The sequence below is a fragment of the Comamonas sp. C11 genome, from assembly GCF_024496285.1.
In the GTDB taxonomy this organism is placed as follows: Bacteria; Pseudomonadota; Gammaproteobacteria; order Burkholderiales; family Burkholderiaceae_C; genus Comamonas; species Comamonas testosteroni_F.
In genome coordinates, this window is the sequence record NZ_CP101743.1 from 1,832,042 (window position 1) to 1,852,696 (window position 20,655).

Here is a 20,655-nt window from a genome sequence, read left to right on the forward strand (position 1 = left end):
CCTTCATTTTGTTTGGGGCCTTTGCCCCAATTCCTCTTCTTCACAATGCGCTTGATTCTTTACGGGCAGCCCTACGCGCAACCTTCCAGCATCCGCATGAGTGGCTGTTAGCTCATCACTCTGGTTGGACTTCTGCCCGTGTCAGCACCGCACGAGTTTGAGCTCTTCTTCGATGTTCTGGGCAAAGGTTGTTGGGGACTCCCTGGTCGGCAGCACGCCCAGCGTTTCCAGGCGCTGCTTTACGTCGGGCAGTTCGGTGACTTTGCGCAGGGCATCGCTCAGATGGGCGAATTCCGCCGCAGGCAAATCCCTGGTGGCCCAGAAGCCATAGATGCTCTTGGTCGCCACGCTCGGATCCCGTCCCTCGGCGGTGGTCGGAATGAGCCTGAGCGGGCCCGACAGCCGCGTTTGCGAGGTCGTCGCAATAGGCTTCCGGTTCTATTCCGGTTTCAGGTTGGCCAGCTTGGCCGCTGCAATGACCCGGCTATTTTCAGATGCGAGCTTTGCCGCCAACTCGGCAGGACCTCCAGCAATGGAGTCGACTCCTGCTTTTTCCAGTTTGCTCTTCACTTCGGGATCGTTGACGGCTTTCTTGACCGAATCGCTGATCCTGTTCCGATACGCCTCAGGCGTTCCTTTCTTGGCCAGCATGACCACGGTAAAGCCAAAGTCGAAGTTCTTGGCGTACTCGGAAATGGCAGGAATGTCCGGATTGGCCTTGCTGCGAGCCAAGGTGTTGGTCGCCAGTATTCTGGCCTTGCCACTTTGGACGAAGCCCGTCAGGTTCGGGGGAGAGGCGAATGTTATGTCGACTTGGTTGCCGATCAGTGCCGGAATGGAGGCGGAGCTACCCTTGAATGGGACATGCTTGACATTGATGCCCAGCGAATGGGCCATGGCCTCTGCCGTCAGGTGGTGGATTGAACCGATTCCGGAAGACCCGTAATTCAACTCGCCAGGATGCTCTTTCGCATATTGAATGAAATCCTGCATGTTCTTGAAGGGGGCGGAAGAGTTCGTTACCAGGAGCAGAGGGGCCACACCGACCAGGGAAACGGGATCCAGATCTCTCTGGGCATCGTACTTGAGGTTCTTGATAATGATCGGAGAAACCGCTAGCAGAGGGCCGTCCGTAACCAGGAGGGTATGACCATCAGCAGGGTATTGCTTGATGGCCGTGACGGCGACGCCGCCGCCGCCGCCGGGCTTGTTTTCGACAATTACCGGCTGCTTGAGGTCTGCCTGCATTTTCTCGGCTAGAACCCGGGCCACGGTGTCCGGCAGTCCCCCTGGAGCGTAGGGTATGACCAGCTTTACGGGCTTGTTCGGGAAATCGCTATCAGCATAGGCAAAGATTGACAACGCCTGGAGGGCAATTGCAGCCGATATTTTCAAGAAAGTTCCTCTTGTCATGACATGTCTCCTGATTTTTGTGATTTCTTACGGCACCGACGCCATCCGCTCATGTACCGGCATTAAGATGTCCGCACAATTCCTGTTTAAAAAATGACATGCACATTTGCAGCCAGCAGCAACGATGTCGGCATGCGGGCGACGCAGATTGATGCGAAGTCGGGCTTGGCCACCTCTTCTAGATGGTGGAGGCAGCTTCGGCTGCGGCGCACAAAATCTTGTTCTCTGCGTCGCAACTGCTTCTCTTCATTGACATGCCTCACCTCTATTTTATTAGACGTCTAAAATTATTATTAGAGGGCTAGCGTGATTTTTGGTCGGTGATATCCCTAGGGCTCGTCATCAATTGAGCCAGACGACAGCGGCCGCAAGGTGGATCCCTCCCAAGAATGCCGCTGCCGTTTTGTCATAACGCGTGGCAATGCCCCTGTACTGCTTCAACCGCGCAAAGAAGTTCTCAATGAGATGCCGCTCTTGGTAGACATGGCGGTCATACCCGCGCTGAGTTTTGCACGTCCGAATACTGGGAATGACAACCTGCTTGCCCTGGCGCAGCAGTGGTTCAACCACGCGTTCATGGGCGTCATACGCTTTGTCGGCAATCACGGCTTGCGCGTCGGTGCGCGCAAGCCAGACATCTGCACCTTCCAAATCCGATGCCTGCCCTGCTGTGAGATGGAAACCAGTGGGGTTGCCAAGAGCGTCAACGGTGGCATGGATCTTGGTGCTCAAACCTCCTCGGCTGCGACCGATGGCTTGGCTTTGCCCCCTTTTTGCACCCGCGCTGTGCTGATGGGCACGCACGATGGTTGCATCGATCATGGCGTACTCGTTATCAGGCAGCGCACTGAGTGCTTCAAACACCCGCAGCCACACGCCCGAGCGGCTCCAGCGCATGTGGCGCAGGTGAACGACTCGAAAGTCGCCAAAGCGCTGGGGCAGATCGCGCCAAGCAATACCGCAGCGATAGCGATACAGCACAGCGTCAACAAGGAGACGGCTATTTTTGGCAGGAGCGCCCACATGCCCGGCCCTGCCAAGAAGTAGGCTTTTGATTTGCTCCCATTGGGCATTGGTCAGTGCATGTCTACGAATGACGCTACTGATAACGTAGCAACTATCGTATTAGATGACACGTCCTAGTTGTTTAGTCCCGGCATTTGATGGATTGGATCAATCCTGAAGCGTTTGGGCTCGGATGTCCACTGCTTGCAAATGAATTCATACGGGGTCAAGCCCTTGAGCGTCTTGAGTCTTCGGCCGAAGTTGTAGGCATCGATGAAGTCCGCCAGATGCTGTCGTAGCTGCTCGTGATCGTCGTAATGGAAGCGTTTGACGGTAGCTTCTTTGATGGTCCGATTCATTCGCTCAACCTGGCCATTAGTCCAGGGATGCTTAATCTTGGTGAGGCGATGTCCAATGCCATGTTCAGTGCAGACGCGGCCAAAAATGTGATCGCCAGCGTACCGATCGCAGGCACGGTTCGCAAACTGGATACCGTTATCGGTCAGTACCGTATGGAGGGCGTATGGCACTACCTTGATCAGATTGCGCAAGAACTGTGCAGCAATCATCTTGCCGGCCTTGGCATGGAGTTCGGTCATTGGCCACAAACAGATAGAGCTTGCCTTCGGCTGTTTGCACCTCGGCAATGTCGACGTGAAAGTAGCCGATGGGGTAGATCTTGAACTTCTTCTTGGCAGGCTTGCCGCCACCCACCTCTGGTAGCCGCGAGATGCCATGACGCTGCAGACATCGATGCAGCGAGGAGCCGTCAGATACGGGATGGTCGGTTGCAGTGCATAAAGGCAGTCGTCCAGTGGCAGCTAGGTATGCCTGCGAAAGGCGACGATCGCAGCCTCATCCTCAACGGATAAAACGGTGGAGCGCGGCCGCCTCGGCCCTGTTGGTAGATCGGTGACCGAGGCCCGCTTCTTCCACTTCGCCACCGTCTTCTGATTGATGCCATAGCGCGCAGAAAGCGCTCTCAGGCTCTCTTGACTATTTTGTATTGCTCGACGGACTGCCTCTGCCGTTGTGGCGCTCCCGTGCAGAACCTGGCCCATAGTGCTTCCTTCCATTCAAGGTAAAAGATTGCACCATCAAAACCTGGGATCAAATAGAGCATGGATCCCGTGTTCTGGTGGGGATATCTGGGTCTTGGCTTGGGGAGAGGGGTGTCTCGGATGCTCCTTGGAGCACTGTCAAAGCTTGCGTCGCAACAGGATGGGCTTGCCGCCCATATTCAGCTTGGTCATCCAGGCGGCCAGTGCGGAATCCAGATAGTCTGCATGACCTGGGAACCACTGGAAGAGGGCCATGCCGATATCCTGGACTATGTCGGCGCCGGCTTGTCCTTGTGCAACAGCTTCCTTGACCTCGCGGACCGACTTCAGCACTGCTGCATGCTCGTCGAGATGGCAGTCCCGAGGAGGGAAGTTCGTGGTGCGCATCCATTCATCTTCCTGCTCGAAATGGCTGATGGCATGCTGCTCGAACTGTTCGATGGCCTGGGCGGCATTCTTCTCCGTGCAGGTCACCAGTTTCAGCGCAGTCGCGTAGAACTCCTCATGCACATCATCCATGGGCGTAAATCCCAGTAAGCGTGCATCGGTCCAGGCGAGACTGTTGTCGTCGACCGGCGTGGGTGCACTGGCATCCCGAGCCCTGGTGGCTGAGGTAGAAGTCTGCTCATCCATGTTCAATGTCCCTTGTTATGTTGGTAGGCCAATGCCTGGCCGTGCCAACCGAAGTGGCTGGTGGCTCAGAGGTCCAGTACCAATTCCGCAGATTTTGCACGCGATACGCAGACCATAATCTGTGCATCCTTTTCATCGTCCCGTAGCACGAGATCCCGGTGGTCCGCTTCGCCCGAGCACAATCCTACCCGGCAGGAGCCGCAGGTACCGCTTTCGCAGGAGCTTGCCACGCGCACGTTCGAGGCACGCAGAACGTCCAGAATCGAGCGGTCGCTCGGAATTTCCAATGAGGTGCCGGTGCGCTTAAGCTGCACCGTGAATGGCGTGTTTTCCTTTGTGTTGGCATTGCCGGCGCCGAAACTTTCAAAGTGAACGGTGCCGGACGGCCAGTGGCCTGTCATGTCCTGAACGGTATCCATCAGCGACTGCGGTCCGCAGCAATAGACATGTGCAGCCTTGGGACGCTCGAATAAGGCCCAGAAGTCGAATGCTTTCGCCGGGTCGCCGAAACTGTGGTGGATCTTCACCAACGAGCGCCATTCGTCGCTGCTGAGCTCGTCGAGAAAGGCCGTGCCCTCTGGATCCCGAGCCAGATAATACAATTTGAAGTCCCGCAGGCCTTCCGCCTTCAACTGGCGTGCCATGGACAGCATGGGCGTGATGCCGATGCCGCCAGCCACGAGAATGAACGACTTGGCGCGTTCATCAAGCGGAAATTCGTTGCGCGGCAGAGAGGCTTCGATCGAATCCCCTGCGGATGTGTCGTCGACCAGACTCATCGAGCCGCCACGGCCATTGCTGTCGCGCTTCACGGCGATGACATAGCGATTGCGCTCTTGCGAGTCGTTGCAGAGCGAATAGCTGCGGCGCATGCCGTTGGGGGCCACCAGCGTCAGATTCGAGCCAGCCTCGAACGGGGGCAGCGGCGCGCCCTCTGGATGGGTAAGTTCAAAGCGCCAGATGTCGCGTGCAATCTTTTCCTTCTCCGCGATCTTCAGACGCAGAAAGCCGCTTTCCTGGGTGGTCATGCCTGTCTTCCTTTACTTGCTCGACAATATTTGCAATTCTATTGTTAGAGATCTAATTATGCAAGCGGAGTAGTTGACTTGCGCACGGTTTCGCGCCAGGGGAAAACCCTGCTTGTCGCTACTCTCGAAGCCTCGTAATCTAATAAATAGATATCTAATGAATAGATTTCTAGCAATAAAGGCTTGATTGCGGCGGCCGGTAAAGCGAACTCAGACGTGTTCGCTGCTCCGCCAGCTCAAGCGGGCAGCAGACAAAACGCCTCCAAGAGACTCCGAAATGACAGATTCCACGTTGAACTACGTGGGTGCGCTTCCGCATCAAACTTCCGACCCGGCAACCGTCGAGACAACCTATCGCAAGATCACTCTCAGGCTGATGAGCTTTCTGTTCTTCTGCTGGGTGCTCAACTATCTTGATCGCGTCAATATCAGCTTTGCGCAGTTGCATCTGAAGCACGATCTTGGTCTGAGCGATGCCGCTTACGGTCTGGGCGTGAGTCTGTTCTTCATTGGCTACATCCTGCTGGAGGTGCCGAGCACGCTGCTGCTCAGGCGCATCGGCGCACGCAAGACCATCACGCGGATCATGCTTTTGTGGGGGGGGATTTCTACTGCCATGGCATTCATGAACGCCCCGTGGCAGTTCTATCTGGCCCGGACGCTGCTTGGCGCGGCGGAAGCAGGCTTTTGGCCCGGCATCATTCTTTATCTCTCGTTCTGGTATCCCGCCAAGCTCCGCGCCCGCATCACGTCGCGGTTCCTGCTGGCGATTGCTGTGGCCGGCATCATCGGCGGTCCGCTGTCGGGTCTGATCCTCGAGAACTTCCATGAAGTCTGGGGCTTTCGCAACTGGCAGTGGCTGCTGTTCTTAGAAGGCCTGCCGGCCGTGGTCGCGGGCATTGTGGCTTGGTTCTACCTGACCGACAAACCACAGGATGCGAAGTGGCTGACCAATCAGGAAAAGCTCATCGTCCTGAACGCCCTGGAAGAAGAGAACCGCCAGAAGCCGGAGAACGCTCCGAGCAGCCTGATGGCCGCTTTGCGTGATCCGCGCGTCTATGTGATTGCTGCAGGCTGGGCCACGGTACCCATTTGCGGCACGATCCTGAACTACTGGACGCCCACCATCATTAAGCAGACGGGCGTTTCCAACATGCTGCACATCGGCTTTCTGTCGGCTCTGCCTTACTTGGTCGGTGCCGTTGCCATGCTGTTTATTGCCCGCAGCTCCGACCTGCGATTGGAGCGCCGCTGGCATTTCGCCCTGTCGACCACCGCTGGTGCCATTGGCGCGTTGATGCTGACGTTGTTTACAGAAAGCCCGGTGGCTGCGATTGTATGCCTGAGCCTGGTTTCGGTGAGCTATTTCGCTGCGGCGGCTATTGTCTGGACCATTCCGCCGAACTATCTCACGGGTGAGGCTGCAGCAGGCGGGATTGGCGTCATCAGCAGTCTGGGGCAGGTCGGAGCTTTTTTTGCGCCCATCGTCCTGGGTTGGGTGAAGAGCGCTACCGGCAGTTTCTCGGCTGGCATTTTGCTGGTGGCTGCGCTGGTCTTCATCGGAGGCCTTGCCGTCTTCTTTGGCGTGCCACGCCAGCAGGCGTCACAAACAGGCGCATGACAATGCGCTCCGAATCGATTTTGATCGTCACAAAGGAATCAACATGAGCAAGCTTCAACTGTCCATCGCGGTGGGCAATTACGACCGGATGCGTCCGCTGATCGACGGCGACGTCCAGATCGACGGTGTGGACCCGGTGTTCATGCTGCAGGATCCGGAAGAAATCTTCTTCCGTGCGTTCCGCACCGCCGACTACGACATCTGCGAGCTGTCGCTCAGCAGCTACTCGGTGAAGACCGCAGCCGGCACCTCGCCGTACATTGCCGTGCCGGTGTTCCCTTCGCGGGCATTCCGCCACAGCTCGGTCTACGTGCGTGCCGATCGCGGCATCAACAGCCCGGCCGACCTCAAGGGCAAGCGCATCGGCGTGCCCGAATACCAGCTGACCGCCAATGTGTGGGTGCGCATGTTCCTGGAAGAGGAGTACGGCGTGAAGGCCTCCGACATCCAGTGGGTGCGCGGCGGCTACGAAGATCCGACCCGCATCGAGAAGATCTCGCTGAAGCTGCCCGAAGGTGTGTCGCTGGTGAATGCGCCGGAAGGCCGTACCATCTCGAACCTGCTGGCCGATGGCGAAATCGATGGCGTGATCGGGCCGCGTGCCCCGTCGTGCTTCGACCGCGGTCACCCGCAGGTCAAGTACCTGTTCGAGGACCCGCAGAAGGCTGCGGCCGAATGGTATGAGCGTCGCAAGCTGTTCCCGATCATGCACACGCTCGGCGTGCGCAAGACCCTGGCAGAGCAGCATCCCTGGCTGCCCGGCGCACTGGTCAAGGCCTTCGAGCATTCCAAGGCGGTGGCACTGACGCGCCTGAGCGACACTTCGGCTACCAAGGTCACGCTTCCGTTCATCGAGGACCAACTGCGCAATGCGCGCCGCCTGATGGGCCAGGATTTCTGGTCGTATGGTTTTGCCGAGAATGCCCATGTGGTTGACCGTTTCCTCGCGCAGCACCATGCCGAAGGACTGTCGAGCCGCCGCCTCCAGCCTGCTGAGCTGTTCCACCCGGCCAGCCTGGAGAGCTTCAAGATCTGATCTCATCAGCTGCTGCGGATATTGCCGCGCACTTGGTTGACCAGGTGCGCGGCGTTTTGTATGTACAGTCTGCTTTTCCGTTCGCCGCGGTATCACGTCTACAATGCACTCGCCCTGTGATGGCGCAAGGTATCCGTACCGATACCTTGATGCCCGGCTTGTTCGTATCGGTGTGGTTGGCATACCTTTTGAATTGACAAAGCATGAGTTCAGAACCGAGGAAGCGGTTCGTGCACTTGTGAAGGCACTATGATTTCAAGCATTCTGACGATGGCCGCGAAGGAGAAAGCATGACAGCCAGACCCTCTCCCAGCAAGGCACCGGATTCCAAAGAGAACCCTATCTTGCGGCATTGGCGCGAGGCCGTACCGGATGATCGTCTCGCTCACCTGGTGAAGGATGCAGGCCGGGCGATGGTTCGGGGGCTGCAGATGCGCCTGGCTCAGTATGAAGTTTCTTTCGGTCACTGGGCGTTTCTGCGCATTCTGTGGGTCACCGATGGACTGACGCAGAAGGAACTCAGCGACGAGGCTGGTACCACCACGCCGACCACTTTCAGTGCGGTGTCGGCGATGGAGAAGCTGGGATACGTCGAACGCCGCTATGCGCCCGGCAACCGCAAGAATACTCATGTGTATCTCACGCCTCGCGGTCGCAGCCTGGAAAGCAAGCTGGTTCCATTGGCCGAAGAAGTGAATGAGATCAGCGTCAAGGGCCTGAAAGGCTCGGAGATCGACATCGCGCGCAAGGTGCTGCTCACGATCATCGAGAACATGGCATGCGACGAAGCCGAGAAGGCACATGACTCGCTGCTGCGGATTCCTTCTACTCGGGAAATGGGGCACCTGATTGCCGCTCGCGGCGAGGAGTGCGAAAACTGTTGAACAGGCTCCAGGAAAGAAAAAACCTCGCACTGCGAGGTTTTTTCTTTCCTGGAGCCTGTCGTCAGAGCAGTACGTCCGTACCCATTTCGCTCGACTTCAGAATCGCGATGCAGATTTCCAGCGTGCCTTTTGCCCACTCCCCATCATGCAGGGGGGCCTGGCCCAGGATTACGGCATCGCACAGTTCGTCGATCACTTCGGCGCGCGGCACGGTCGGGCGCGAGAGAGCAAGCGTTTCGCGCTGCTGGTCGCCGTACACGACGACGGAATCGGGCAGGGGGCGCAAGTCGGCGCGTTCGCAGGACACGATCACCGGGCCGAAGTGCTGATGACTGCGTGTCGGTTCTTCTGCTGCCAGCGAGGGGGGCTTGTAGTCGGCACCACCGTACGTACCGGCAGCCTTGAGCTTGGCTTCGTCCTCTGCCGAGGCAATGGTGGCCAGGCGCTTGCGCGCACTGCCGTAGGCATCCGGATTCAGGTGATCGCCCATTTCGCCGATCCAGCCGGTCCACTCGTCACTGTTGAAGTGACCGTAGCCGTTGTACGAGAGTGAGGCATATGCGCCGTTCTCGAACCAGATCAGGGCGGAATAGGCGCCTTCGGTCGGGCGCAGTGGATCCCAGCGGCCAACGCTTGCGCGCAAGCGCGTGGCACGTGAGCCTGCGAGCATTCGCACGATATCGACCTGGTGTGCAGCCTGGCTGAAGACGGCACCACCGCCTTCGGCCGTCATCAGTTCTTCGGGTCGGCGCGGACGGTACAGGTAATCGGTGTAGTTGAAAGCCTGGATCATCCTCACCGCACCGAAATCGCCCGAGCGGATCAGTTCGCGCGTGCGCCGGTACGGTGTATCGAAACTGTGGCAGTGCCCGACGATCAGATGCACGTTCGCGGCGCGGCAGGCCGCGATCATGCGATCACAGTCGGCCGCGTTGAGCGCCATCGGTTTCTCGACCAGCACATGCTTGCCCCTGGCTGCAGCAATCTCGGTGTGCTGGGCGTGGAATTGGTGCGGGCTGGCCACGTAGATGGCCTCCACATCCGGGTCTTCGGCCAGGTCCTGCACGTCTGTGTAAGTCCTTGCGTTGAAGTCGGCAGCGAACTGCTGCCGGGCCTCTTCGCGAGGGTCGCACGCGGCAACGAGCTGAACCCTGGGGTCCTGCAGGAAGGTGGGCAGCATCAGCGAGAATGCCCGCCCCAGTCCTGCAACCCCGATGCGCAAACGGCGCTGTTCCATGGCCACTTCCATCCGTTGATTACTGCTTGACCTGGTAGTCGGTCGCGGCCACGGCGGATTGTTCGTCCGACACGGCATGCTTGGCGCTCACGTAGCGGACCTGGTATTCACGCCAATCGGTTTCCTTCGGCACCACGGCCTGGTACGAGCAGACCGTGCCAGGGATTGCCTTGGCACCGGTACCGATGGCCTTGCCGTCCTGCTTGTATTCGGCGATGGCATCGAGCATGCGACGACGGAACTCGACAATGGCGAGGTCACTGGCGCCCAGACGTTCGTCTGAACGGTCGGCGATGGGGCCCATCGTGACCCACATGGCGATGTCCTGGTTCGGGAAGCCCGTGATGCCGGTGAAGTTGCCGGCCTTCATAGCTTGGCGGTCTTGCCAGAAGCGGTTTTCGTGATTGCGCAGAGGACGGTAGCGTTCATCAAGGTCTGGGCCGACTTGAGTATGCAGGAACTTGCGCCAGGTTTCGGTTTCCGGCGTGGTAGCTGCATCACCCCAGGCGATGAAGTAGAACACCGTATTGGTGTCGTCCATCGGAACGTTGACGTTGGCGACGTTGTACAGGTTGTTCGGCGGAATCAGCACAGTGCCGGGTGCGACGAACACGGTCGAGCGCACATAGTCGTGCGTGGAGGCATTGAAGATCGGGCGGCGCAGGGCGGCGTAGCGGAAACCATATTCGGTGCGCTGGACTTGCAGGCGGGGAGCCTTGTCGGTGGAGGGGCGCAGCCAGTTATTGTCCGTGGCTTCGGCGCCGGTCACGCGTGCCGGCACAAAATCCGACGAGTGCAGGCTAGAGCTGTGTGCGGAATCGATGGCGCCTTCGAGGATCTGTGCCCAGTTGCATGGCAGCAGTACCTTGCCGATGCTCACACGGGTGTCTGCAGTCGGTGCCCAGGCTGGAGCGACGAATTCGGGGATGGCGTCCTGAGCACCCATGTAGGCCCAGACCATGCCGCCCCATTCCTTGGTCGGATAGGCAGTGTGTTTGACCTTTTCGGCCATGCTGCTGGCGGCGGGCTCGGAGACCATTTCGAGCACGTTGCCTTGCACGTCGAACTTCCAGCCGTGGTACAGGCAGCGCAGGCCGCCGTCTTCGTTGCGGCCGTAGACCAGCGAGGCGCGGCGATGTGGGCAGTACTCGCCAACCACGCCGACGCGACCTTCGCTGTCGCGGAACACGACGAGGTCTTCGCCGAGGATGCGTGCCTTGACCGGCGTGCCGTCCGGTTCACGGACCTCTTCAATCAGGCAGATCGGGGTCCAGTGTTCGCGCATCAGCTTGCCCATGGGGGCTTCGCCTTCTACGCGGCACAGCAATTCGTTTTCTTCATGAGTCAGCATCGTTGTCTCCTGGCGATTACTCGCCTTCAGCAGTAGGGGTACTTAATTATATTAGAGATCTAGTTATATTGACAAGCCTGTTTGACAAGATTGTGTGGCTTCGATGGGGGCGGCCTGTGGCCAATCACAAACCTTTGATTGAGAGACATGAAACAAAGCCCTCTCGAAATTCTCCGGAAGGGCTTGGGATGCTGTATCAGAGGCTGGCAATCCAGCTTGATGTTGCTCGACTTGATCCACTTAGCACGCACGGCCCCGCCGCTACATGGATATGCTGGAAGAGGTCGGCATGAATCCAGCCCTCCTGGCGCGACTTCCGCATCAGGTATCAGGTGGCTAGCGGTAGCGTGTAGTCATTGCGCGCGCACTGACCATGAATCCGCGCCTGCCAGTCTGCTACGAACTCGTGTCAGCTCTGGACGCCACAGTGCGTAATCAAGTCTTGGCCTTGCTTACCAAGCTGTGCAAGGAGCGAGACTTGATGCTGATCTTCACCGGCCACGTCTTCAATGTGATGGAGTCGATTGTCGATGAAGTGCCGGTCATGTAGCGTGGAAAAATCGCGGAATATGGCTCGGCCAAAGAGATGTTCTCCTTGCCGCGCGAAGCCTCACGCGGGAGTTGCTAAAGGCGGGGCGACTGTCGAGCGCGCTGCGGTTGGTCGAGAAACAGACAGTCCTTGTCGGCGACTAGGCGGCGATGTGTTGCCGCGGCCCTGAGCACCATAAGCTTGATCGAATGATCAGGAAAGCTGGCCGTCTGGGCCGAATTCACTTTACATCCCTTGCCTGATCTCATGCCGTGGCAGCGATTCGCCCTGGATTTGAACTGTTCTAGGAGTTGGACGGTTACCGTGCTGCCGAGCAGGAGGTGTTTCTCAGTCTGTATTTCGCAGGGCTGAGTCCTTGTGTTGGGGGGTGCGGATAAAAACTTGGACTGGTTTTATGCGGCTAGGCCAAGCTTGTGCCGGTATTCCACAGGACTTAAAAGTCCCAGAGATACCTTGATACGTTTTTCGTTGTACCAACGAATGGTGGCCTCGTTGGTAGTCCTGCTGTCGGGCCGTATCCATTCAAGAGCCCAGCTCGTCTAGCGAACAAGCACACTCCCAAAACGGTCACGCTGTTCATCTTTATGCTTCTGCGGCCTTTGAGCTGCCCGTAGGCAGGGAGGCATCCATTACATCTCCTGGTAGTCCAAGTTTTTGTCCGCATCCTCGGCGGGTCAGTTCTGCGTGGAAATCAACAGCCTGTGCGTCAATATGCAACTCCTGTTTAACCGGGAGAAGACACTGCTGAGGACGCCATCAAGGAGCACTATGGTTCTGCCAGAACTCCTTGCTCAGTTGGCTCTTGCGCGTAGTTCCTACTTCTACCGTTGAGCTTGCGCTGCGGTAGCAGCAAGGACATCGTGGAGCACTACAACCCCTGCGGATATAGCTTTTTTTCCAACTCATTGCGAGCGCGCTTCAGCGGTATCAAAAAAGTCTCCTTGAACTCACTCATGCTGAGTCTCTCTGCCCTAACTGCAATGCTCATAGCAGCAATTGTGTTGCCTTGAGGGTCGCGCACTGGCGCTGCCATAGAGCGCACCCCCAGCTCCAGCTCTCCGTCGCTGCATGACCACCCTGATTGCCGGCAAGTTTCAAGCAGACCTAGCAGCTCCTCCAAGTCAGTCACCGTATGAGGGGTCAGTGCCACCCGCTCGATCATCTCTAGCCTTGCACGCGCCTCCTGTTGGGGGAGTCCTGACAACAGCATCCGACCAATCGCAGAGCAGTACACCGGCAACCTAGATCCTATTCCTAGGCCCGTGCTCAAGCTGCGCCGTGCGGTCGAACGACCAATGATGATGGCATCGTCCTCCAACAAAGTACCAAGCGAAGCGGATTCTCTGGTGCGCTCCGACAGTGCATCCAGTAGTGGCTGGGCCAATGCAGGCATGGGGCGCGATGACAGAAATGAATAGGCGATCAGCAGCGATTTGGGCTGCATCCAGAACAGTTTGCCGTCGCTCTCTAGATAGCCAAGCTGTACCAGTGTGCTGAGCGAACGTCTGGCGGATGCTGGCGTGGACTGCGTGAGCCTGGCTACCTCTGACAGCGTCAGCCGGGTATGCCGACGGTCAAAGCAAGTCAGTACCCCCAATCCCTTGCGCAGCGATTCCACAAAGTTCTTGTCCTGCATAGCGATCAAATCAAGGTGTTTTCAACATTTTTGCGCATAGCGCAAAAACAGGTTTAACACAAAGTACGACATCCTCATACTGCAGTTCCCCACACAAGAAGGAGACAAGATGCGCAACGAATCTATTCGCAGACGCGAAGCATTGATCGGCATTGCCGCTGCGGTCGCTGCAACAGGTAGCCTGGCTCAGTCAAATCAACCTCTCAAGATCGTCGTGCCTTTCTCAGCGGGAGGTACCGCCGATGTACTGCCGCGCCTAGTAGCCGAAAAAATCCGCGCGGACTACGCAGGTGGCGTGATCATTGAAAATAAGCCCGGGGCTGGTGGAAACATCGGTGCCGATCTAGTGTTCCGGGCACCGCCGGACGGAATGACTGTGCTGGCCTCCCCTCCGGGGCCCATCGCCATCAACCACAACCTCTATCAAAAGCTCAGCTTCGACCCGACTCGCTGGGTACCGGTGACGATTTTGGCCACAGTGCCCAACGTCCTGGTCATCAACCCGAAGCTGCCTGTTAAGTCACTTGGCGAGTTCATCGCATACGCCAAAGCCAATCCCAAAAAAGTGACTGTGGCGACGCAAGGCGACGGCTCCACATCCCACCTGACTGCTGCCATGTTTATGCAGCTGACTGGCACTGAACTGACTGTCATCCCTTACAAGGGAACAGCCCCGGCACTGATTGACTTGATCGGCGGCAATGTGGATGTGTTTTTCGACAACATCAGCTCGTCGGCCACCTACCACCAGGCCGGCAAGGTGCGCATTCTGGCCGTTGCCGACGAGCAGCGCTCTCAAATATTGCCCCAGGTCCCCACCTTCGCCGAGCAGCAATGGCCCGCCATGCAAGCCGTGACTTTCTTTTCTGTTGTGGCTCCCCCAGGCACGAGTGCAGAAATCGCTCAGAAGCTTCAGAAGCAGATGGCCCTGGCTCTGTCATCGAACGACATCCGCAAGCACTTTCAGGAACAAGGTGCCGTGCCTTGTGGTTGGGACCCGTCCAAGACTGCTCAGTTCATCCGCCAGGAAACCGAGAAGTGGAAGAAGGTGCTGAAGGCCGCCAACGTCAAGCTCTAACTCTTAGGAACCAACATGCAAGAATCCATCATCCAGTGGCATGGGGCCACTAATACGCGCGTGCCTTTTGGTATCTATACCGACACAGCCAATGCTGATCAGGAACAGCAGCGCATCTATCGCGGCGAGGTCTGGAACTACTTGTGCCTGGAATCTGAAATTCCCGGGGCCGGTGATTTCCGCACTACCTTTGCCGGTGAAACACCGATAGTTGTCGTACGGGATGCCGACCAGGAAATCTACGCCTTCGAGAACCGCTGCGCGCATCGCGGCGCTCTCATCGCTCTGGAGAAATCGGGCCGTACGGATAGTTTCCAGTGCGTCTATCACGCCTGGAGCTACAACCGACAGGGAGATCTGACCGGCGTTGCCTTCGAGAAAGGTGTCAAGGGCCAGGGTGGCATGCCGGCCTCGTTCTGCAAAGAAGAGCATGGCCCGCGCAAGCTCCGCGTGGCTGTCTTTTGCGGTTTGGTCTTTGGCAGTTTTTCCGAGGATGTACCCAGCATTGAGGATTACCTTGGCCCTGAGATTTGCGAGCGCATAGAGCGCGTGCTGCACAAGCCCGTAGAAGTCATCGGTCGCTTCACGCAAAAGCTGCCTAACAACTGGAAGCTCTACTTCGAGAACGTGAAGGACAGCTATCACGCCAGCCTCCTGCATATGTTCTTCACCACCTTCGAGCTGAATCGCCTCTCACAAAAAGGCGGTGTCATCGTCGACAAGTCGGGTGGCCACCATGTGAGCTATTCCATGATCGATCGCGGCGCCAAAGACGACTCGTACAAGGACCAGGCCATCCGCTCCGACAACGAGCGTTACCGGCTCAAAGATCCTAGCCTTCTAGAGGGCTTTGAGGAGTTCGAGGACGGCGTGACCCTGCAGATCCTTTCTGTGTTCCCTGGCTTTGTGCTGCAGCAGATTCAGAACAGCATCGCCGTGCGTCAGTTGCTGCCCAAGAGCATCTCCAGCTCGGAACTCAACTGGACCTATCTTGGCTATGCAGATGACAGTGCCGAGCAACGCAAGGTCAGACTCAAACAGGCCAACCTTATCGGCCCGGCCGGATTCATTTCCATGGAAGACGGAGCTGTCGGTGGATTCGTGCAGCGTGGCATCGCAGGCGCTGCCAACCTTGATGCAGTCATCGAGATGGGCGGAGACCACGAAGGCTCTAGCGAGGGCCGCGCCACGGAAACCTCGGTACGCGGCTTTTGGAAGGCCTACCGCAAGCATATGGGACAGGAGATGCAAGCATGATCAATGAAATTCAAATCGCGGCCTTCAATGCCGCTTACGCGAAGACCATAGACAGTGACGCCATGGAGCAATGGCCAACCTTCTTCACGAAGGATTGCCACTATCGCGTCACCAATGTCGACAATCATGCTGAAGGGCTTGCTGCCGGCATTGTCTGGGCGGATTCACAGGACATGCTCACCGACCGAATTTCTGCGCTGCGCGAAGCCAATATCTACGAGCGCCATCGCTATCGCCATATTCTGGGTCTGCCTTCGATCCAGTCAGGCGATGCAACACAGGCCAGTGCTTCCACGCCGTTCATGGTGCTGCGCATCATGCATACAGGGGAAACAGAGGTCTTTGCCAGCGGTGAGTACCTCGACAAATTCACCACGATTGATGGCAAGTTACGTCTGCAAGAACGCATCGCGGTTTGCGACAGCACGGTGACGGACACGCTGATGGCATTGCCGCTATGACAATAGTGCACCGTAGATTGGCTTTGGCCATCGGCGATCCCCACGGTATTGGCCCAGAAATCGCACTGAAAGCTCTCCAGCAGCTGTCTGCCACCGAAAGGTCTCTTATCAAGGTCTATGGACCTTGGAGCGCTCTCGAGCAAGCCGCACGGGTTTGCGAAATGGAGCCGCTTCTTCAAGACATCGTTCACGAGGAAGCCGGCACACTTACACAACCAGTTCAGTGGGGAGAAATCACCCCGCATGCTGGTCTATCTACGGTGCAATCCGCAACAGCGGCTATCCGAGCGTGCGAAAACGGCGAAGTCGATGCCGTCATTGCCTGCCCCCACCATGAAACGGCCATTCACCGCGCAGGCATAGCGTTCAGCGGCTACCCATCTTTGCTCGCCAATGTTCTTGGCATGAACGAAGACCAGGTATTCCTGATGCTGGTGGGGGCTGGCCTGCGCATAGTGCATGTCACTTTGCATGAAAGCGTGCGCAGCGCATTGGAGCGGCTCTCTCCTCAGTTGGTGGTCAACGCGGCGCAGGCTGCCGTGCAGACATGCACCTTACTCGGAGTGCCTAAACCAAAAGTCGCTGTATTCGGGATCAACCCTCATGCATCTGAAGGACAGTTGTTCGGCCTGGAGGACTCCCAGATCACCGTTCCCGCTGTCGAGACACTGCGCAAGCGCGGCCTAGCAGTAGACGGCCCCATGGGAGCTGACATGGTTCTGGCACAGCGCAAGCACGACCTGTATGTAGCCATGCTGCACGATCAGGGCCATATCCCCATCAAGCTGCTGGCACCTAACGGAGCCAGCGCACTATCTATCGGTGGCAGGGTGGTGCTTTCCAGCGTGGGCCATGGCAGCGCCATGGACATTGCCGGCCGTGGCGTGGCTGACGCCACGGCCCTCCTACGCACAATAGCCCTACTCGGAGCCCAACCGGTCTGAGGACTCTCTATGAACCACCAGATCCATATCCACGACTCCGATATCGCGTTCCCCTGCGCGCCCGGGCAATCCGTACTGGATGCAGCTCTGCAGGCCGGCATCGAGCTGCCCTATTCCTGCCGCAAAGGTAGCTGTGGCAACTGTGCGAGTACGCTGCTCGACGGAAATATTGCCTCCTTCAATGGCATGGCCGTGCGAAACGAACTCTGCGCCTCGGAACAAGTGCTGCTGTGCGGCTGCACTGCAGCCAGCGATATACGTATCCACCCGAGCTCCTTTCGCCGTCTCGACCCGGAAGCCCGAAAACGTTTTACGGCCAAGGTGTACAGCAATACACTGGCGGCACCCGATGTCTCGCTGCTGCGCCTGCGCCTGCCTGTGGGCAAGCGCGCCAAATTTGAAGCCGGCCAATACCTGCTGATTCACCTCGACGACGGGGAAAGCCGCAGCTACTCTATGGCCAATCCACCCCATGAGAGCGATGGCATCACATTGCATGTCAGGCATGTACCTGGTGGTCGCTTCAGCACTATCGTTCAGCAGTTGAAGTCTGGTGACACATTGGATATCGAACTGCCATTCGGCAGCATCGCACTGAAGCCTGATGACGCAAGGCCCCTGATTTGCGTTGCGGGTGGCACGGGATTTGCGCCCATTAAATCCGTTCTTGATGACTTAGCCAAACGCAAGGTTCAGCGCGACATCACGCTGATCTGGGGGGCTCGCAACCCCTCGGGCCTGTATCTTCCTAGCGCCATCGACAAGTGGCGCAAAGTCTGGCCACAGTTTCGCTACATTGCAGCCATCACCGGCCTAGGCGATATGCCTGCGGATGCTCACGCAGGTCGGGTGGATGACGCGCTACGCACTCACTTTGGCAACCTGCACGATCATGTGGTGCACTGCTGTGGCTCACCAGCTCTGGTTCAATCAGTGCGCACAGCCGCTTCCGATATGGGCCTGCTTGCACAGGACTTCCACGCGGATGTTTTTGCGACAGGCCCGACTGGTCACCACTAGAAGTAGCTACCCATGCGATATCAACACGGCGGACTTGAGGCAGTAATAAAAGCATTCATGCCATTGCCGACGAACTTGCTTCCTCGCTGTACGCGTTTGTGGTTGACCGGCTCCGCCATTGAACTGCACAGCGTTGCAGTAACCCGTCGGTAGCCAAAGCAGCCATGGTTGCGCTCGAAGATGTTGGTGATTGATCGGCACACCAGGACATACTTCTCGTCAGCGTTGAGACGGGCGCGATGGTAGAGGTATGAACTGCGAGCCAAGACTAGCGAGGCGAGCGACTCGGCAAGCGATTCTTCATGGCGCAGGCCATAGCTTCTGACCAGGGCCGTGGAGCTGCGGCTGGTGAAGACCAGCCCATTGTCCGAGAGCAGTAGGAACGGCGCTGGCACACGCCCGAGTGTCCCGAACCGTGCAATCAGCACCTGCTCCAGTGCTGACTCTGCAGTCTTGGATCTCCCGCTACGCGACAGGTGCCAGCCCAGCAGTTCCCGGCTGTGGCAATCGATCACCAGGGCCATCGTGGTCCAGCCAGCCCGTCCGGCCCAGACCCGGCACATGTCGGTGGCCCAGCGCTCATTCAGTGCCTTGGCCACCGAGGGCAGGGATTGGATCCTGGGCCTGAAGCCTACCGGGCACTTTCGCACCTGCCAGCCCTCTATCTAGAAGATGCGCTGCACCGTGTTCTTGTTGAACCCCAGCAGATGCGCCACCGTTCGATAGCCGAAGGATAGGTTTTCCTCGAGCATGGCCTTGATCGGCGTCACCAATCGATCCTGCAACTTTGGCGCAGCCTTGACTGGGCGGCCCTGTTGGTGGAACAGGCCCTTGGCCTGGATCCATTCGCCTCGTGCGCGTATGTGTTCAGTAAAAGTAAACGGCCATGTGCACCTTGCTGCCGCGGCGGCGCTCGTCGTTGTCGTAGCTCGCACGCGGGTGACACTCGCAGGTTGACTGCAACGTACGCTCATCTAGCACTGCGGCACTGGACTGCCCCTGGCGCCCTTGGGCCACACGGATGATGGAGCGCAGGTCCGACACCATCGCCTCGGAGCATCCCGCCTCCCATGGCGGCAGGTCATTGGGCAGCAGCTGCCAAGGTGCACCTGCACGCACCAGCCAACGCAGCGCATTGAAGACCTCACGCAGGTCATGCGGGTAAGGCTTGCGGGGCATTGCAGCACTCTACTTGGGCTGCCGCGTGTCTTGAACGGAAGTTCATAACACGCTCTAGAACTGAGTGATCTGCCACTCATATTCATTCGCGATAGATGCTGCTGCTGCCAGTTTCAGTTCAGCGCTATCACCCATTACATCCGCGTATCGCTTGCACAGCGAAAGCAGCGCTGCTTTGGAGCTGTCTGCAGTTTGTTGATTTCCACCCATGTGGCTACGGGTTGGTCGGTGAACAGCCCCTTGCCGTGAATGATGCCTGCCGCGTGCTGGGCGAACAGGGGCGGCAACGAACGGTTGGCGAAGTGAAGCCGCAACAGCTCGCGCCAGAAGTCCACCGGAGTGCGGATAGACCTGGGCGCCAGTTGGTAGACGTGTTCGAGGATGAAGTCCTTGGACTCGTTCTCGCCCCGAGCTGACTGCAACTCGGTTTGGTGGGCATGAAACAACCCGGCAAGATGCTCCGGCTCGACTTGCTGCACGGCGCTGTAAGCCAGCTTGGGGAACAGATCGGCAAGGCTGAGGCGCACCACACGACCGTGATGCACGATGTCCCAGGGCAATGCGTTCGCGTCGGCGCTACGCAGATGCAGAACCAGCGATGGAGCTGGCCCCGGCTCACCCCGATCCCATGCCGCACGGTAGCGCTCCTCGTATTCCGCGCGGAAGGCAAGCGGGTCTTCGTACAGCATCAGCTCGAAGCCGCGCCCGCGTAGCTCGGTCAACAGCTTCTCGTCGAGCAACACATCGTCGGGGTCGCACGCCACCCACAGCCGGGTGAGATCGGCCGTGAAGTGGCTGAGAATACGTTCTGACCACTGGCTCATCCCACCTGTCCTCCGGACATCACATCGCCGGAGACGCGCACCATCATCACGGCATTCAAATCCGGCACGCTGGCCTCCATGTCATCCAGGGCGGCCATGCGTGCATCGTGTTCCTGTTGCAGCGCGCTTGCGCGGCGGGTAAGCCAATGCGGCCAATAGTCTGGCCTCGGGCCTCGAACGCATACACCGCACGTTCGCGCTCTTCCTTCAGACGGGCGCGGTGTTCGGTCAGCAGCTCGGTGAAGATCCGTTCACCCTGGGTGCTGGCAGCCGCCTGCGACGCCTCGAACCACTTCGCCGACTCCTCGGCACCCGTCACGGCATGCACGTCTACCGTTTCGGTCAGCAGCAGATCCCAGACGCGCTTGACGGTCGGCACGAAGGGCCGGCCTTCCTCGTTGATGAACACCGGCAGGAAGCGCTTCCGGCTCAAGCCC

The 20,655-nt window shown here is 58.2% G+C and carries 20 protein-coding genes and 3 pseudogenes; 9 read left to right on the forward strand and 14 right to left on the reverse strand.

All coding sequences use genetic code 11. The features are described from left to right. Positions 1–141: 141 nt before the first annotated feature. The 6 genes and pseudogenes from NOX35_RS08390 to NOX35_RS08415 form a co-directional block, all read right to left on the reverse strand. Positions 142–348 (reverse strand): hypothetical protein, encoded by a 207-nt coding sequence (locus NOX35_RS08390; protein ID WP_314354002.1) that lies wholly within the window; start codon positions 346–348, stop codon positions 142–144. A gap of 90 nt (positions 349–438) precedes the next feature. After that, entirely contained in the window at positions 439–1,413 is a 975-nt protein-coding gene (locus NOX35_RS08395; RefSeq protein WP_012837644.1) for a tripartite tricarboxylate transporter substrate binding protein, read from the reverse strand. A 342-nt stretch (positions 1,414–1,755) separates the two neighbouring features. Beyond that, the gene (locus tag NOX35_RS08400; protein ID WP_256496899.1) at positions 1,756–2,508 is read right to left on the reverse strand and encodes an IS5 family transposase; all 753 of its coding nucleotides are present in this window, start codon (positions 2,506–2,508) and stop codon (positions 1,756–1,758) included. Between the two features lie 44 nt (positions 2,509–2,552). Then, positions 2,553–3,479, reverse strand: a pseudogene (locus tag NOX35_RS08405) (IS481 family transposase). A gap of 138 nt (positions 3,480–3,617) precedes the next feature. Beyond that, on the reverse strand, positions 3,618–4,112 hold the full coding sequence (locus NOX35_RS08410; protein WP_256496332.1) for a bacteriohemerythrin: 495 nt from the start codon (positions 4,110–4,112) through the stop codon (positions 3,618–3,620). Between the two features lie 65 nt (positions 4,113–4,177). Next, on the reverse strand, positions 4,178–5,140 hold the full coding sequence (locus NOX35_RS08415) for a PDR/VanB family oxidoreductase (RefSeq protein WP_012837648.1): 963 nt from the start codon (positions 5,138–5,140) through the stop codon (positions 4,178–4,180). Positions 5,141–5,417: 277 nt separating this feature from the next. On the opposite strand from NOX35_RS08415, the gene NOX35_RS08420 reads away from it, so the two are divergent. The 3 genes from NOX35_RS08420 (at position 5,418) to NOX35_RS08430 (ending at position 8,681) form a co-directional block, all read left to right on the forward strand. Next, entirely contained in the window at positions 5,418–6,761 is a 1,344-nt protein-coding gene (locus NOX35_RS08420) for an MFS transporter (RefSeq protein ID WP_012837649.1), read from the forward strand. 43 nt (positions 6,762–6,804) lie between these two features. Further along, positions 6,805–7,797 carry an ABC transporter substrate-binding protein gene (locus tag NOX35_RS08425; protein ID WP_012837650.1) on the forward strand — a complete coding sequence of 331 codons (993 nt, stop codon included), beginning with the start codon at positions 6,805–6,807 and terminating at the stop codon, positions 7,795–7,797. 290 nt (positions 7,798–8,087) lie between these two features. Further along, positions 8,088–8,681, forward strand: coding sequence for a MarR family winged helix-turn-helix transcriptional regulator (locus NOX35_RS08430; protein WP_046462883.1), 594 nt, complete (start codon positions 8,088–8,090; stop codon positions 8,679–8,681). Positions 8,682–8,742: 61 nt separating this feature from the next. Here the strand turns inward: NOX35_RS08430 and NOX35_RS08435 are convergent, their stop codons facing one another. Both NOX35_RS08435 and NOX35_RS08440 read right to left on the reverse strand, forming a co-directional pair. After that, the gene (locus NOX35_RS08435) at positions 8,743–9,918 is read right to left on the reverse strand and encodes a Gfo/Idh/MocA family protein (RefSeq protein ID WP_046462176.1); all 1,176 of its coding nucleotides are present in this window, start codon (positions 9,916–9,918) and stop codon (positions 8,743–8,745) included. 19 nt (positions 9,919–9,937) lie between these two features. Then, positions 9,938–11,269, reverse strand: coding sequence for a Rieske 2Fe-2S domain-containing protein (locus NOX35_RS08440; protein ID WP_256496333.1), 1,332 nt, complete (start codon positions 11,267–11,269; stop codon positions 9,938–9,940). A 427-nt stretch (positions 11,270–11,696) separates the two neighbouring features. Here NOX35_RS08440 and NOX35_RS08445 point away from each other — a divergent pair, with 427 nt between their 5' ends. Beyond that, on the forward strand, positions 11,697–11,819 hold the full coding sequence (locus NOX35_RS08445) for a hypothetical protein (RefSeq protein ID WP_255443327.1): 123 nt from the start codon (positions 11,697–11,699) through the stop codon (positions 11,817–11,819). A 392-nt stretch (positions 11,820–12,211) separates the two neighbouring features. Here the strand turns inward: NOX35_RS08445 and NOX35_RS28760 are convergent. Together NOX35_RS28760 and NOX35_RS08450 are read right to left on the reverse strand one after the other, a co-directional pair. Beyond that, positions 12,212–12,310, reverse strand: a pseudogene (locus tag NOX35_RS28760) (IS3 family transposase); the annotation flags it as partial. A 377-nt stretch (positions 12,311–12,687) separates the two neighbouring features. After that, positions 12,688–13,455: an IclR family transcriptional regulator C-terminal domain-containing protein gene (locus NOX35_RS08450; RefSeq protein WP_012837656.1), complete on the reverse strand. Its 768-nt coding sequence runs from the start codon at positions 13,453–13,455 to the stop codon at positions 12,688–12,690. Between the two features lie 142 nt (positions 13,456–13,597). Between NOX35_RS08450 and NOX35_RS08455 the strand changes: the two genes are divergently transcribed. The 5 genes from NOX35_RS08455 to NOX35_RS08475 are packed head-to-tail and all read left to right on the forward strand — an operon-like array spanning position 13,598 to position 18,215. Next, entirely contained in the window at positions 13,598–14,533 is a 936-nt protein-coding gene (locus tag NOX35_RS08455) for a tripartite tricarboxylate transporter substrate binding protein (RefSeq protein ID WP_254913514.1), read from the forward strand. Between the two features lie 15 nt (positions 14,534–14,548). Then, a complete protein-coding gene (locus NOX35_RS08460) occupies positions 14,549–15,790 on the forward strand; it encodes an aromatic ring-hydroxylating dioxygenase subunit alpha (RefSeq protein ID WP_256496334.1) in 1,242 nt (413 codons plus the stop codon). Next, complete coding sequence (locus NOX35_RS08465) at positions 15,787–16,251, forward strand: nuclear transport factor 2 family protein (RefSeq protein WP_034369201.1); 465 nt, start codon at positions 15,787–15,789, stop codon at positions 16,249–16,251. Before NOX35_RS08460 ends, NOX35_RS08465 begins: the two co-directional genes overlap by 4 nt. Beyond that, the gene (locus NOX35_RS08470; RefSeq protein ID WP_256496900.1) at positions 16,248–17,195 is read left to right on the forward strand and encodes a PdxA family protein; all 948 of its coding nucleotides are present in this window, start codon (positions 16,248–16,250) and stop codon (positions 17,193–17,195) included. Before NOX35_RS08465 ends, NOX35_RS08470 begins: the two co-directional genes overlap by 4 nt. A 9-nt stretch (positions 17,196–17,204) precedes the next feature. After that, positions 17,205–18,215: an FAD-binding oxidoreductase gene (locus NOX35_RS08475; RefSeq protein WP_256496335.1), complete on the forward strand. Its 1,011-nt coding sequence runs from the start codon at positions 17,205–17,207 to the stop codon at positions 18,213–18,215. A 20-nt stretch (positions 18,216–18,235) separates the two neighbouring features. On the opposite strand, the gene NOX35_RS08480 is transcribed toward NOX35_RS08475, so the two are convergent. The 4 genes and pseudogenes from NOX35_RS08480 to NOX35_RS08495 form a co-directional block, all read right to left on the reverse strand. After that, positions 18,236–18,865, reverse strand: a complete 630-nt coding sequence (locus tag NOX35_RS08480; protein ID WP_314354019.1) for a DDE-type integrase/transposase/recombinase — start codon at positions 18,863–18,865, stop codon at positions 18,236–18,238. 229 nt (positions 18,866–19,094) lie between these two features. Then, a pseudogene (locus tag NOX35_RS08485) lies at positions 19,095–19,394 on the reverse strand (transposase); the annotation flags it as partial. A gap of 134 nt (positions 19,395–19,528) precedes the next feature. After that, positions 19,529–20,218: a hypothetical protein gene (locus NOX35_RS08490; RefSeq protein WP_256496337.1), complete on the reverse strand. Its 690-nt coding sequence runs from the start codon at positions 20,216–20,218 to the stop codon at positions 19,529–19,531. A 55-nt stretch (positions 20,219–20,273) separates the two neighbouring features. Beyond that, positions 20,274–20,651 carry a hypothetical protein gene (locus NOX35_RS08495; protein WP_256496338.1) on the reverse strand — a complete coding sequence of 126 codons (378 nt, stop codon included), beginning with the start codon at positions 20,649–20,651 and terminating at the stop codon, positions 20,274–20,276. Positions 20,652–20,655 lie beyond the last annotated feature (4 nt).